General features: G+C 44.5%; 9 protein-coding genes, 1 pseudogene and 1 CRISPR repeat array. All 10 genes and pseudogenes read right to left on the bottom strand.

The genetic code is table 11. From position 1 onward, the window contains the following. Positions 1 to 2: 2 nt before the first annotated feature. A CRISPR array of direct repeats spans positions 3 to 762; the repeat unit is 31 nt; unit sequence GTTTCAACACACAGCCGCCCGAAGGCGGCTG. A gap of 189 nt (positions 763 to 951) precedes the next feature. Next, positions 952 to 1,245 (bottom strand): CRISPR-associated endonuclease Cas2, encoded by a 294-nt coding sequence (gene cas2 / locus HMPREF2608_RS09770; protein ID WP_003685729.1) that lies wholly within the window; start codon positions 1,243 to 1,245, stop codon positions 952 to 954. A gap of 74 nt (positions 1,246 to 1,319) precedes the next feature. Then, entirely contained in the window at positions 1,320 to 2,333 is a 1,014-nt protein-coding gene (gene cas1c / locus HMPREF2608_RS09765) for a type I-C CRISPR-associated endonuclease Cas1c (protein WP_049344181.1), read from the bottom strand. Positions 2,334 to 2,442: 109 nt separating this feature from the next. After that, positions 2,443 to 3,597, bottom strand: coding sequence for an HNH endonuclease (locus HMPREF2608_RS09760; RefSeq protein WP_049344180.1), 1,155 nt, complete (start codon positions 3,595 to 3,597; stop codon positions 2,443 to 2,445). 11 nt (positions 3,598 to 3,608) lie between these two features. Next, positions 3,609 to 4,262: a CRISPR-associated protein Cas4 gene (gene cas4 / locus HMPREF2608_RS09755; RefSeq protein ID WP_070827036.1), complete on the bottom strand. Its 654-nt coding sequence runs from the start codon at positions 4,260 to 4,262 to the stop codon at positions 3,609 to 3,611. 14 nt (positions 4,263 to 4,276) lie between these two features. Next, a complete protein-coding gene (cas7c, locus tag HMPREF2608_RS09750) occupies positions 4,277 to 5,143 on the bottom strand; it encodes a type I-C CRISPR-associated protein Cas7/Csd2 (protein WP_070826856.1) in 867 nt (288 codons plus the stop codon). Between the two features lie 11 nt (positions 5,144 to 5,154). Further along, positions 5,155 to 6,933, bottom strand: a complete 1,779-nt coding sequence (gene cas8c / locus HMPREF2608_RS09745) for a type I-C CRISPR-associated protein Cas8c/Csd1 (protein WP_070826855.1) — start codon at positions 6,931 to 6,933, stop codon at positions 5,155 to 5,157. Further along, positions 6,930 to 7,603 (bottom strand): annotated as a pseudogene (gene cas5c, locus HMPREF2608_RS09740) (type I-C CRISPR-associated protein Cas5c). The gene cas8c and the pseudogene cas5c overlap by 4 nt, the downstream one beginning before the upstream one ends. Before the next feature lie 86 nt (positions 7,604 to 7,689). Beyond that, on the bottom strand, positions 7,690 to 10,818 hold the full coding sequence (locus tag HMPREF2608_RS09735) for a DEAD/DEAH box helicase (RefSeq protein ID WP_084824621.1): 3,129 nt from the start codon (positions 10,816 to 10,818) through the stop codon (positions 7,690 to 7,692). Continuing rightward, the gene (locus HMPREF2608_RS09730) at positions 10,793 to 11,584 is read right to left on the bottom strand and encodes a Hachiman antiphage defense system protein HamA (protein ID WP_210402783.1); all 792 of its coding nucleotides are present in this window, start codon (positions 11,582 to 11,584) and stop codon (positions 10,793 to 10,795) included. The genes HMPREF2608_RS09735 and HMPREF2608_RS09730 overlap by 26 nt, the downstream gene beginning before the upstream one ends. 95 nt (positions 11,585 to 11,679) lie before the next feature. Then, the coding region (locus tag HMPREF2608_RS09725) for a CRISPR-associated helicase/endonuclease Cas3 (protein WP_070826850.1) at positions 11,680 to 13,873 on the bottom strand (2,194 nt) is incomplete at its 5' end.

Genomic DNA, 13,873 nt, shown 5'->3' with positions numbered 1-13,873 from the left:
ATGTTTCAACACACAGCCGCCCGAAGGCGGCTGAAAATAGCGCTTGTCAAACATTCCCCAATCGTCGGTTTCAACACACAGCCGCCCGAAGGCGGCTGCTTGATTTGCAATCAAATGAAATTTTTCAAAATGTGGTTTCAACACACAGCCGCCCGAAGGCGGCTGCGGCCTGATTAGGCTTAACCCACGTTGGTAATCATACCGTTTCAACACACAGCCGCCCGAAGGCGGCTGTGCAAGACCCGGTATGGGTAAATCCGTGTTAGCTGTTTCAACACACAGCCGCCCGAAGGCGGCTGCTTCGCAAATGCTTGACTAGCTTTGTATATACCAAAGTTTCAACACACAGCCGCCCGAAGGCGGCTGCTTCAAAATCCGAAAGATGGCGGCGTGTAGTATTTGTTTCAACACACAGCCGCCCGAAGGCGGCTGATGTATCAAAGCAGATACATTCTACGCATACAGCGTTTCAACACACAGCCGCCCGAAGGCGGCTGTTTAATCCCAAACATCGAACAAGCCTTATTAGATTGGTTTCAACACACAGCCGCCCGAAGGCGGCTGTATCCGACGTTGCCGAAAGCGACGTTGCACAATAAGTTTCAACACACAGCCGCCCGAAGGCGGCTGTTAACCCCAAACATCGAACGAGCCTTGTTAGATTGGTTTCAACACACAGCCGCCCGAAGGCGGCTGTATCCGACGTTGCCGAAAGCGACGTTGCACAATAAGTTTCAACACACAGCCGCCCGAAGGCGGCTGAGCCTCTCTTAAAAGCCTTGTTCCATCAGGTTTCGCAGCCCCGATTTCGCTAAGCTCCTAAGAAAAGCGTGAACGCGAGTATAACACAGCCTTTTCCGTTACGCCCGCATTCGCAATATCCTGATTATTAAAGAACAATCCCAATTCGCCAACCCTGCCGCATTTTCATGAGAACCGCAGGTTGGCGATTTACACAATCAACGTATCCTTAAACACATCCACCGCCGGTTTTGCGCCGTGGTGTTCCACTTTGCGCCGCCATTTACTGCCCAGATGGTAAAAGCGCAGACTGTCGGTTTCGGGGTTGTAGGTTTTTAAGAGTTTGTCTTTTAAAACAACCCATTGATCGGGCGCGATGTCGCATTCGAACACCGAATACTGTACGCGCACGCCGTAGTCCAAACACAATTTTGCCACGCGCCGCAGCCTTGCCTGTCCTTCCGCATCTTCCAGCGAAATATCGTAAGTAATCAGCATCAGCATTTTGTATTCCCATGTGCAGGCTGCTTTAGAGGTCGTCTGAAAACATCCAACCCATTTTCAGACGACCTGCAAACCTATCTCATCAAAAACGGCGGATATTCCGCCAAATCTCCGCGCAAGTGCCGCGCCAACAGCATTGCCTGAATATACGGTAGCAGCCCGATTTCCACTTCCTCGCCTAAAAACGGATGAACGATTTTCTCCTGCTTTTTCGCCTGCAAGGCTTGAAACGACAGCTTACGCGCATCGGCTTTTAAACTCACCGCGCCGCTTGCTTCGGTAACGAAATCCTGCGGTTTGATTTGCCCTCGGTTAATCAGCGACAACACCAGCCTGTCTGCCCACCACGCGCGGAATTCTTCCAAAATATCCTGCGCCAAACTGTCGCGTCCCGGTCGGTCGGCGTGCAGAAAACCCACCTGCGGATCCAGCCCCACGCCTTGCAGCGCGCCGCTGATGTCCTTGCCCAGAATGCTGTACACAAACGACAACAGCGCATTCACCCCGTCTCTGGGCGGACGGCGGTTGCGCCCGTCAAAAACAAAACCGCTTTTTTCGCTCAAAAGCTGCCCAAATACGCCGAAATAACGCGCCGCCGCATCGCCCTCAATACCGCGCACCACGTCCAGCTCCGCCGCGCCCTTCAACTGCCGCAGTGAAATGTTCAAAGCATCGACCGCACTTTGAATCGCCGCATTCTCGCCATAATTGCGAATCTGCCGCTGAAGCACCCGTTTACTCGCCTGAATCTTCGCCGCAATGATATTGCGCGCAATCGGCACGGGATTTTGCTCCGACACCCGATACTGCGCCCGACGCAACAGCACATTGCCACTCTGCCGCCCCTGAAGCCGTCCCAAATAACGCCCATTTTCCGTAAAAAACGCTAAATTCACATTATTTTCACCGCAAAACCCCAATAAAAACGGCGACACCAACACATTCCCGAAACAGAAAATATGCCCTATGGAATGCACCGGCAACTGCGCCACCTTCTTGCGCTCCTGCTCCACCACCAGCGTCTCCCGCTCCTTATGCAGATAGCTGCCTTGGGTGGTGATGTAGAGCGTGTTTTGCAGTTTGCGCATGGGGAAACTCCTTAGATTTTGACCGCACTTTGGGGATAACGGCGCATACAGACTACTTGAAGACGGTATGTTGGGTTAAGAGGAACTCCATAACCTAACCAACTCTCAGTTATAAATTCTTAAAATAATCCTCATTATTGTGGAGCATACTTTCAATCTCAGATAAGTCATTATTAATATAATCTCCACTTTTATGTGCTATAAATTCATACAGTCCCAACTCAATAAAACGTTGTAAAGGTTTATAAATAACAATACATAATCCGCCTTGATCAAATATTTCTGCCTCTTGACTATCTAACTCTTCAATTTCTCCACATTGAATAGAATAATTAAGTTCTGTGCCAATATTTAAATTCATAATCAATAGATTGTTACTCTTTAAAATAGATATAGTCGTGCCATACGGAACACCTAATAACCTTTTTAAATCTTTACCTTCATGAAGTGCCCCTGAACCGCGGATTTTAGGGATATTATCTCCTGTTCTATACCACAAGCCCTTATAAAGCTCTTCCATGTACTCACTAGAAAATTTGCTCTTATTGAATAAACAATGCAAAATTCCAAGTGCTAATTTCGCAATAAATCGATTTTCAGCAAATGCGTTTTTATGGTATTTGCAATGCTGTTCTTTTCCACCTCTTACACTTTCTAAAAAGAATTCTATTCTTTCTTGATCTATGTCATCAGGATTTGAAAAGCCTATTCTAGGTAAAATATTTTCTTCGTCTAAACGAGTACACATAATTTTCTTGACAGGCTTGCCCTCAAAAGCATCTTTAAATGACAGTAATGCCAACTCAAAATTTTTTAAATAACGTTCAGCAAAAATAAAATATGCTCTTGTTTTCTGCTTTTTAACTGTACGCGGATTTCCTCCAGCGTACCAATATAGCTTTTCATCATCCGGTCTAATCCAAAAGATTTGCTCCCCTAGTGGTCCTAACCAATACTCACATATTTCTCCATCTACCATATGCGGTGGATTTATTACACTATGCCCCATGTAATGCAAAGGAAGAGATGTTGGTGCTTTCGGATTAAAAAATGCATGCGCCTGACTCTTTAGATGATTGAATACCAACCAATCTTTTTCAAATGCAGCATCAACAAAAAGTCCTAGATTGTTATTACATTTTTTGCACACATTTCGTGTTTTAAATTTATCTGATACAAAATTTCCACCAAGAAACTGTGGGACAACATGCTCCAAGCTGAATTCATCAATTTGTTTCTCTTCCCTACAATATATGCAATTCATGTTTATATCCTTTAATCATTAGTAAATAACCCCTTTACATACCCCACACTCCTATCCCGTTTCCCCAGCAACTCCGGCTGGCAAATTTCCACTAACGAGCAGGCTTTGCAGCGTTTGCCGTGGTCGGGCAGCGGGGTTTGGCCGCTGTTTAAGAGTTCGCGCACGGCGGAGATGGTGGCGAGTGTTTGGGCGCGCAGGTCGTCTGAAAACACGATGGGGACCCGGTGGCGGGTTTGCATATACCACAGCGCGCCTTCGTTAACGGCTTGCCCCGTCATTTCTTCTAAGCACAAACCTTGAGCACAAAGCTGGATTTCGTCCATCGGGTCGGGTTTGGGCTTGCCGCGTTTGTATTCCACAGGTTTCAGACGGCCTGTTTTCGTTTCCACTTCCACCAAATCCAACACGCCGCTGATGCCCAGTTTCTCCGCTGAAACATGCACCGTCCGCTCAAAACGCACGCCCCTGCGCGTTTCCGGCTCGCCCGAATCCACCCGCTCATGCAGCGCCTTGCCCTGCGCGGTCAAATAATTCTCCGCCCACGCTTGCTCGTTGTGAATCAACGCGCATTGACGCGGGCAGAAAGCGTAGTGTTGCAGGGCAGAAAGGGGAATCAGGCGTCTATCTTGATTTTCCTTTTCCGCTTCTGCGATACAAGAGGTCATCTTTTCAGACATTTTTACAAATATTCTTCCACACTCACGCCATTGAGGCCGTCTGAAACCACACTGATTTTGTAATCGCCAAAACCGCTTGCGGGCGTACCTGATTCGCCGTTTACGCGTTCGACTTTCACGGCGTCAAACAATTTATGTGCAGGCTGGCTGCCGAGCGCACTGTCGTGTTTGAAGACAATCAGTTTGCGTGCTGCCATTTCGCCACGGGCGGCGGAGTGGTCGTGTTCAAACATCAGTTGCAGGGCTTGCCAGAGTTTGGCTAAGTCGTCGTCTGAAAAACCAGTTTTAGCGGCAAGGTTGGCGGAGATAAAGCCGTGCACACGGTAGAGCGCGTAAGAGACGATGTATTTGCGCCCCATAGTGCGTTCTTTTTCCAAGTCTTTTTCGTTGGTTACCGCCATGCGGGTGATGGAAACTTCCAGCGGCACAATCGGGTCGATGGATTGGGCAAACGCCAGTTGTACCGGGCCGCGCACTTGTCCGCTATTGACTTCGGTGGTCATCACGGCGCCAAAGGTGCGGATATCGAAGAAGTTTTTGCACATCCAAGCTGTAATGTCGCGGGCTTTGGCTTCGTCTTTTGGCAGTTTTTTGGCTTCAGATTCAATACCAAGTGCTTCATAAGCGCGTTTGTTTTGCAGGTTTAACACGCTTTTTTCTTTCACGTAGATTTCGTAACCGGCTTCGTTTTCGCTGCTGATTTCTACAAAATTACGAATTTTGCGTTTCAGGCAGACGTCAGTTACCAAGCCTTTGCTGGATTCAGGATCAAGACGCGGCATATTGCCCGCATCGGGATCGCCGTTGGGGTTGCCGTTGGTTACATCAAAAAAGTAAACAAATTCATAGCGGTTTTGAATGGCAGACATTTTCTGGCTCCTTAGTTTTCAATGGTTTCAGCGGTTTCTTTTTTAGCAAAATAGCTTTGTTTTTGATGGTAATAGCCGATGGCGAAGCGGCCTTGCTCGTCAATGCTCAAATGGCGCGGAAAAGTCTCGGGCAGTTTGGCAATGATTTCGCCCAAATCTTTATCCAAATTCACCGCCATACCGGCTTTGTCTTTACGCAAACGCGATAAATGGTGTTTTGTGCCTGACAAAAGGCGCGGAAAAACCGAAAACGGCACGGCGGATGCAGAGCCGTAATAGCGGTCGGCGATGCCGGCATTTAATTCGCCCAGCGCCTGATACTGGATGCGCTCCAACACGGCAAACAGCCGCCCTAAAAGATAGGCGCGATTCGGGCTTTCATTGTTCAAACTCATAGGAACTCCTTCTTCGATAAAACCTTTTCTAAAACGCCGCTCTAATACGGCTTTCATCATTGCCACGCGCAGACCATTCACGTCGCCGTCGGCGCGGATTCGGGTAATCAGTTGCGACAGCAAACTCAAGGGATACAGCGTGCCACAAATCACGGCGCGGGTCATTTCGCCTGCCAATACGGGCGAGATATTTTCGCTTTTGCCCAATACGGCAGTTTGCAATAAGAGTCGCCAAATCGACGGCGGCGTTTTCCATGCGCAAGGCTCAAGGGCTAAATCTTGCCAATGCTGCGCCAAATTTTCCGCCAACTGCCCAAACGTGGTGTCCAGCCAAAACCGAACAGAAATCCGCGCGGCATTAGGGGCAAGCCCTAAGATATAAAAACGGGTATTGGGAGATAGTTCGGGCGCAATTTCTTGCAGCGGGCGACCTTTGCTGATCTGTTCCAATACGTTGAAAACTTTGGCACTTTCTTGTTCGTCATCTGGGGGCGTGAATACATGCGCGAAAAAGCCTTCGACAGCCTGCGCCGTCGCATTATCATCCGCTTCCGCCCAAAAGACCGTGCTGGCGTCACCAATGGTCAAACTGTGATTATTTTCGCGGCGCAACAGATAGTTCAGCGCGGTAGTGTAGGCAAAGGCGGATTGTTCGGAAACAGGCGCATTTGCGCCTTGCTCCTTGCCAAAAGAGGCAAAGGCTTCTTTGTTGAACGAAATAATCGAGCCGCCGGAGCTTTGTCCGCCAAACACGCCTTTAATCGCGGGATGCAGCCGTGCAATCGGGGCGGTGTTGCCGCTAATCAGGCACAAACCCTCAAGCGCTTCATCGCTTTTCAGGCAGCCTGCCCACAAAGTTTGTGCGGCTTCGCGTTTATGGATAAGTGCGGTCGGTTTTTCAAGAGAAAATGCGATGTTGGCATCGAGCATTTCGGCAGGCAGATTTTCGGCAGCGAAATGTGCAGGCTGCCAGTTTTGCAGAAAACGGCACAAGGCTTGCAGGCCTTCATCTTCGCTTTCTTGCAGTAAATCGAGATGGTATTGCTTAAAGGCATCAAAAGTTTTTTCAGACGACGTAAACGGCTTTTCCTTCGCCTCGGCTTTGTTTTTATTGGCTTCCACGCCAAGCGCGTAGGCGGTTTTATCCCACAAAAAATTCGGTTTGATACCCGACGTGCGTTTTTCGGGGCGCGGCACGCTCATTAGCTTCGGCTGCGGCTTTTTATCGGCAGTCAGATTCGGCACAGCGGTTTTCAGACGACCTTCTTTATCCAACACCAAAATCCAGCCGATTTTCTCCTCGCTAAAGCCATAAGGCGGTACTTTCGGGTTGCCCATGTCATCGATTTGTGCTGCCAAACGGCGGTAATAACGGGCAAGGGACGCAAGAATCATGCTTTTACCTCCTCGGCGTAAAACGGCGGCACATCAATCACGCCATCTTTCATTTGTGCGCGGAAAAATGCGGCGTGTTGCCGTGGTCAAAATCAATATCGTGCAGCATCCAGCCCAAATCGCGGCTTGCCTCGCTTTCCGATAACGCCGACGGCGGCAGCGGCTCACCTTCGTCAATCAACGCAAAATCGGCAGGAAATTCACGCACGCCCAAACAAGGCTGCTGGAAACATTGCCCCTTTTTCGCACGACGTTTGAACATCTCGATATGCTTGGTAACGGTCTCATCCGCCCCCGCTTTTGCCGTCAGCACCGCATGGGCTTCAATCACATACGCCACGTCTTTGAGCACCGTCGCCGCGCGCTGCTGGCGGTCGTCTTCAATCAGCGTATATAAATCGGCAACGCTCTTGCGTTTCATCGCGCCGCTGACCTTGCCCGCCGAAATCTTGCCGCCCAACTCATTGCGCCGCACCGACTCAAACCGAATCGGCTTCAATACATAAATCCGGTCAATCACCCACCGAATCGCGGGCTTCCAATGCACCGCCGCCAAAATCCCGCGCGCCGCCGACGGCGTGATGACATCATAAGACACCCGCTCCACCTTCATCTCCGGACGGGTAAAACAGGCATAATCGCCCCAAATGTGTAGGCGGATTTGGTTCATTTGGTTCTCCTTTTGGTTGGGAAGTGCGGTTTCAGACGACGTTTTGAAAACGTTAGCGAAAATGACCGCACTTTTAAACTAAGTTTCTAATTGTCTAATATTCTTAGCATTTCATTTTGGAAGTAACTTGGATATTTAGCCATTACTTCTTGGGATTTTTCTTTATTTTTCTTTAACTCTTCTATTATCTTTTGTTTTTCAATTGAAATTAATCCTAAAGATAATGCTAAGTCTTGTGCAATAACACGATCTGCAAACCCCATTTCATAAAGTGCAATAGCAGTCTTTGTAGGTAAACCATATTTTAGATGCTTTTGAAAAAACTGAAGTATATTAAATAATTTAAATTTGTCATTTCGTTCAAGTAAATTAGTAAATTCAGCTAATGTACTAACAAATAGAGATGCATCATAGGCAATCCCTCCCTCAAAAATATCAACAATATTTTCAATTTTAATTTTCCTAGGTCTAGTACCATAACCAAGTTTACAATCATTATCTTTGGAAAATTGATAAATTTCACTAAAAGAACATCCAGAAACCCATTTTTTTACCATTTCAAGTAAGATATCTGGCTTATTAAATTTATTAAATGATTTATTACGAATATAATTTTTCATTATTTCCCATAAAGATTCTATAATTTCATTATTATTCTTAGCCATTACAATTTTATCTGAGTATTCACTCAGCCATTTTAAAATAGCTTGAGAATCACGAATTCCATAAAATGTTTTTCCATAAACTATTCGAATATTCGAGTCTTTCATGTTAGTAACAATGTTATCTACTAAGATTTTAAATAATAAACGCAACTGTTCTTTCTTTTCCTCATCTGCTAAGTAAAATGCTAATGTGCCTTCTGCTAGAGCAATTGCATTGAGCTCTGTAAGCTCCTCTTCATTACTTTCAAAAGATAGTAAAAAATTCTCGAGTGAACATATTAGATTAATTTTCCAAAATATTTGTTGTGTAACACCATCATGTGAAAAATTCTTATCATGATGTTTTTGTACTATTTCATCTATCCATTTATGAATATCATTAGAACTATCAATATATGCTGCGACAAAATCTAATATCTTAATATTAATATAATATTTACCATCATCACTTTTGATAGGATCAAATATTGATAATAGATTACTAATACAAGGCTCTGAATTATTAGGATTAAGAAGTTCCTTTATCTGTTTCCAACGCCATTTCTCTCTAGAATTCTTTCTATTTTCATAAACTTCTGGATCTACAAATAAAATACTTCCCTCTGTATGCATGCCGGAACGACCTGCACGTCCAATAAGATTATGGAAGTCACGAACTTTTATACGATCACCAGCTTGATAAATACTAGTTACAATTAAATAGCGAATAGGTAGATTTACCCCTTGAGCCAACGTAGATGTACAAACTACAAAGCGAATAAGGTTTTCACGCATTGCATATTCTACGGCAAGGCGGATTCCATGTGGAACATTCCCATGATGAGAAAAAATACCATACTGTGAACTTATTGAAGCGGATGAATCTTTACCAAGATTTAAAATATGTAAATTTCTTAGGCGTATAACTTCTTGGTAATTTGAGTATTCTTTTGGTTGCTTTAAATGGGTATTTCGCTCAATGATATCTATAGCTTTTTCACAAATACTGACAGCTGTGGGCTTACTACCACAAAAAATAGCAATACTGCCATTTGAAACCAGTTTAAAACCAAGATAAATAGCAATAGACTGACCATCTCCTTTCTCAGGGAAATAACGTTTTTTTCGTTCTCTTCCTTTCTTATTTAGTTCAATTTTTTCAATTACTCTTGGTACAAAAAATTCATTTCGATCTATATCAGTGGCATTAACATATTCAATACGCCCTTGTTGATCTAACCAACTAGCAAAAGCAATGGATTTAAATGCGGGGATTAATGCTTCACCATCAACAACGTTAGATTCCCCATTTAGCCATTCTCCAATATCTTTAGCATTGCTTATTACCGCAGAAATAAGGATTTTTTGAGCTTTTTGAGGAATCTTTAAATTCAGTGAAGTTAAAAGAAGTTCATAGGTAACGCCTCGAGTCCCACTGTCAAATTGATGCCCTTCATCAAGGATCAATAAATCTATTTTTGAAGCTAAATCAACATAATGTTTTAGAATATAGAATAATTTTTCTGGCGTTAAGACTAAGATTTGCTGATGACCAAGTAGGTCAGAAAATTTAAAATCAATCTGTAATGTATCTGACAGTTCATCTATTTTTATTGGTTCATTATAGAAGGCATCGGCTAGAGTATTTTTTATCTCATTACATAAAGCTCTAAATGGTGCAACAATAACAGCTAAAGTTGCACGTCCAGATAAAAATGCACTTCTAACAATTAGCTCTGTTGATTTTGTTTTACCTGCACTAGTTGGCATCTGAATAACTGCAGATTTTCCTTTAAGAATGCCAGCCTTACCTAACAAATGCTGTGCTGGCCAAAACTCTTTAATGAATGAATCTTTTTGTAAAATAGGTTGCCATTTTTCTTTGGATACTCCTGAATAAAGTGGTAAGTTTTTCCAAGCTGAATTTTCCAATTTCTTTTTTACTATAGCGGCAATTAGGTCACCTAAAAGAAGTTGTCTAGGTGTGCCATTTATATAAACTTCATTTCTTAATTTAACCACTGAATTAATAAGTTCATGCTCATGAGAGGCTTCTTTGTAAAAATAGATAATATTTTTAATAATATTATTATTTAAATCAGAAAATAGATGTTTATCTGTATAATCATATTCTGAATGTAACAAACAAAATAGAAGGGTCTCTAAACCTTCTCCATTTAAATCTAAAGACTCACGATTTATATCTTTTATCAGAACAGATGCACTTCCTTGTAAATCGCATAAATAATAAGATGCAGCTCCAAGTAACATTAAATATGAGTCAAGATTAATAGCTAAATTTGACTGGAGGTAGAAATCAAAAAAGTGTGCAGAAAAAAGTAAATTCTTTTTTAGTTCTGAAAGTTGCTCATTTCCAGATTCCCCTCTATTTATCGCTGCTGCAAAATCTCCAAGTAAACCAATTGAGATAGTAAGTAGCTTGGTTGGATCTTCAGGAATTTTGATATGGTCATTTTCAGGTACGTGGTATTCAAACATTTTGGCTTTTGCTCGAGTCACATTGAGCAAATTATAGGATTTATTTTCAGGCTTCATTTGCAGCTCTTTCATATAATTCATGAACTAATTTCATCATTTCATCACCTTTTATTACAATTAAAAAAAGTTGATCTGCATGAGAATGTGATGATGAATTGGCAGAGGTAATTACATCTTCTGTAAAATTACTATTATCTAAATGAGCTATTGCTACAAAATTTTGAATATATGGATTATCAGCTTCATTTTGAAAACGTTCGATGCGTTGTGAATTATGAATATCTTCTTTGTCAAGAAATCTTTGTTTTATAGCATTAAGAGTTTCTGCCTTGCGTATAATATCTTTACTTGAATGATCTATTGCTGTCTGTAGTCGATTTTCATGGTTACCAGTATATTTAGCTTTTGATTCGATAATAGTTAAAGTATCTTTAGAATTATTTCCATCAGAAGAAAACATAAAACCAATAGTATCAGAGCCTTTTGTGGATTCATTGCTAACAGTTTTATGCGAATATCTCACTCTAGGAACCCAATGTTTTAAGATATATTCAAGATAATCTGCCGCTAAAATCTCAGCAAAATCACCTGCTCTTATACTTGGACCTGGGGCAATCGATTTATCTGGAAACTTTATCTTATTAAGATACTCTTCTCGAGAATATTCTGTCCCACAACGCAGGGAATCAATTTGTGAATCCAAACAATAATGGTTTCTAAAGTGTTTTGCCCATGCAGAAAGTGTTTGCTCATCCTTCACATGACGAAATTCAAAAATATCAACAGATTTTCCATCTGATGTTTTTAATTGTTGGTTACTCTTGACTAACCACTTCATATGTTCAAATGAAAAACACATTATTTCCTCACAAAATAATTATGAATAACTTATAGGTAAATTTTAAAACTATCGCATAATCAAAGAAAGCAACATCAAAAAACCAAACTCTCTCCCTTCAAAAACGCCGTATCTTCCCAAGAAAGCCCCGCCACTTCATCATACAAATCTAGCCCAATCAACATATAAAACTGTTTGCCGAAGTTTTTATCGTTAATCGGTTCGATACGTCCTGCTTTATATAAAGCGGCTAGAGCTTTTTCGGGGATTTGGACGGTGTAGGGTTGCAGTTTGCGTAAGAATCCGCCGATGTGGTCGGCGTGGTGCAGGCTGCTAATGAGGTTTTCTGCATCAACATCGAACGGAATAATCAGCGGCTGCATATGGCTTTCGATCATGCGGAACTTGTCGGCGATGGTTTGGAATGGGAAATCGAGGCTTTGCCCTGTATCGTTGTGCATTTTCAGGATTTTTTTATTGTCCAGTTCACTGCCCTTTAATTGATAAAGCTCGGCGAAGTAGGCGGCGACGGCTTGGGTGGATAAGAGGTCGTCTGAAAAGCTGTCGGCGGTCAGGCGCATTACGGCGGCTTGGGTGGCAAGTTCGGGCGGGGCTTTCCATTGTTCTTCGGGCGCGAATATCCAGACAGAGCTGTTTTCAGACGGCCTTTTGCCTTCGCGGTTGCAGCGTCCGCCAGCTTGCACAACGCTGTCTAAACCTGCTTCGGCGCGCATCACCAGCGGAAAATCGACATCAACGCCTGCTTCAATTAAGGAGGTGGCGATGACGCGGCAGGGTTCGCCCTTTTTCAGACGGCCTCGGATTTCATCGAGCTTTTGGCTGCGGTGTTTGGCACACATTAAGGTGGTCAGGTGGAACGTGCCATCAAGGTGTTTGGCTTGGTCGTACAGGCTGCGGGCGTGGCGTCGGTTGTTGACGATGACGAGCATTTGCGGGTGTTCGCCAAGTTTAGCGAGCAGGTCGGCGTCGGTTTGTGTGCCGATGTGTTGCACTGTGGTGCGGCGCAGTTTGTCGAAAAGTGCGGTCGGTTTTGGAGCGATTTCGCGCACGTTCTCAAAGCCGCGATAGAAGCCGTTTTCGGCTTGCACGGCTGGTTGGGTGGCGGTGCACATGACGACGCTGCAGCGGTAGTTTTGCGCCAATTCTTTGATGGCTTGCATGATGGGCAGCAAAAGATTGAGCGGCAGCATTTGCGCTTCGTCGAGGATGATGACGGAACCTGCGATGTTGTGCAGCTTGCGACAGCGAGAGGAGCGGTCGGCAAAGAGGGATTCAAAGAATTGCACGGCGGTAGTCACGATAATCGGCGCATCCCAGTTTTCCGAGGCAAGGCGCAATTTGTCTTTGGTGGCTTCATTTTGCAGTTTGCCGTCGTCGAAGGTGCTGTGGTGTTCCAACACGGCTTGCTCGCCTAATTCGCCAAAGGCTTTGCGGAATTCGGCGGCATTTTGTTCGATGATGCTGGTGAACGGGATGACGTAAATCACACGCCGCATACCGTGCTGTTTGGCGTGTTCCAGCGCGAATGCCATGGAAGTGAAGGTTTTGCCGCCGCCAGTCGGCACGGTGAGCGTAAACAGTCCTTGCGGTTGCGCCGCTTGTCCTACGGCGTAATCGAGAATTTCACTGCGCAGGCGGTTTAAGGCGGCATTGCGTTTTTCAGCTTCGGTTTGCTCTGAAGCTTGGGCAATACGTCTTCTGAAAGCGTTGATAAATTGATTGAAATTGTGTTGTAAGGCGTTTAAATCGGGATAACCGCCTCGCTCGATAGTTTTGTTTTCTAGGTTTAAATAAAAGGCTTCGGTGTCGAGATAATCGGCATCCACCAAGCAGGAATAAAGCATTCGGGTGAAGAAGGCGTAGGAGAAAAAAGGATGATGTGCGTCGGCTTTGAGTGGCGGTGCTGACAGGTTTTGAGGGAGCTTGATTTCTTGTTGCCACAGGTTATCGAGAGCGGGAATATCTGCGCCGAATTGCAAAGCTAGACGCTGTTTTAACGTGCGGCGGTTATCGCCTTCGCCGTTTCCATTTGCCAGCCCTGCATGATGCCCCGCAATACAAAATGCCATCAGCTTGCCGATAACATTCCCCCAACGCTCGACAGCGATTTTGGCTCCGGCGGTAGCATGATCAACTGAGGGGCCACCATGTAATCGGTGATTAAAGGGTTCCGAATATTTCCCTAAGTCATGAAGCTGTCCCGTTTGGCAGGCAATTTCCTGCGCACCAAATATCCGAGCAAACTCCGCCGCCATTTCGCCAACATTC

The sequence above is a fragment of the Neisseria sp. HMSC064D07 genome, assembly GCF_001837185.1.
Taxonomy (GTDB): Bacteria; Pseudomonadota; Gammaproteobacteria; order Burkholderiales; family Neisseriaceae; genus Neisseria; species Neisseria flavescens_C.
This window is presented reverse-complemented; position numbering and strand designations above follow the sequence as displayed.

Coding starts and splice junctions, on each gene's coding strand:
- cas2 (WP_003685729.1), bottom strand. CDS start 1,245: ATGCTGATGCTGATTACTTACGATATTTCGCTGGAAGATGCGGAAGGA.
- cas1c (WP_049344181.1), bottom strand. CDS start 2,333: ATGCGCAAACTGCAAAACACGCTCTACATCACCACCCAAGGCAGCTAT.
- HMPREF2608_RS09760 (WP_049344180.1), bottom strand. CDS start 3,597: ATGAATTGCATATATTGTAGGGAAGAGAAACAAATTGATGAATTCAGC.
- cas4 (WP_070827036.1), bottom strand. CDS start 4,262: ATGACCTCTTGTATCGCAGAAGCGGAAAAGGAAAATCAAGATAGACGC.
- cas7c (WP_070826856.1), bottom strand. CDS start 5,143: ATGTCTGCCATTCAAAACCGCTATGAATTTGTTTACTTTTTTGATGTA.
- cas8c (WP_070826855.1), bottom strand. CDS start 6,933: ATGATTCTTGCGTCCCTTGCCCGTTATTACCGCCGTTTGGCAGCACAA.
- HMPREF2608_RS09735 (WP_084824621.1), bottom strand. CDS start 10,818: ATGAAAGAGCTGCAAATGAAGCCTGAAAATAAATCCTATAATTTGCTC.
- HMPREF2608_RS09730 (WP_210402783.1), bottom strand. CDS start 11,584: ATGAAGTGGTTAGTCAAGAGTAACCAACAATTAAAAACATCAGATGGA.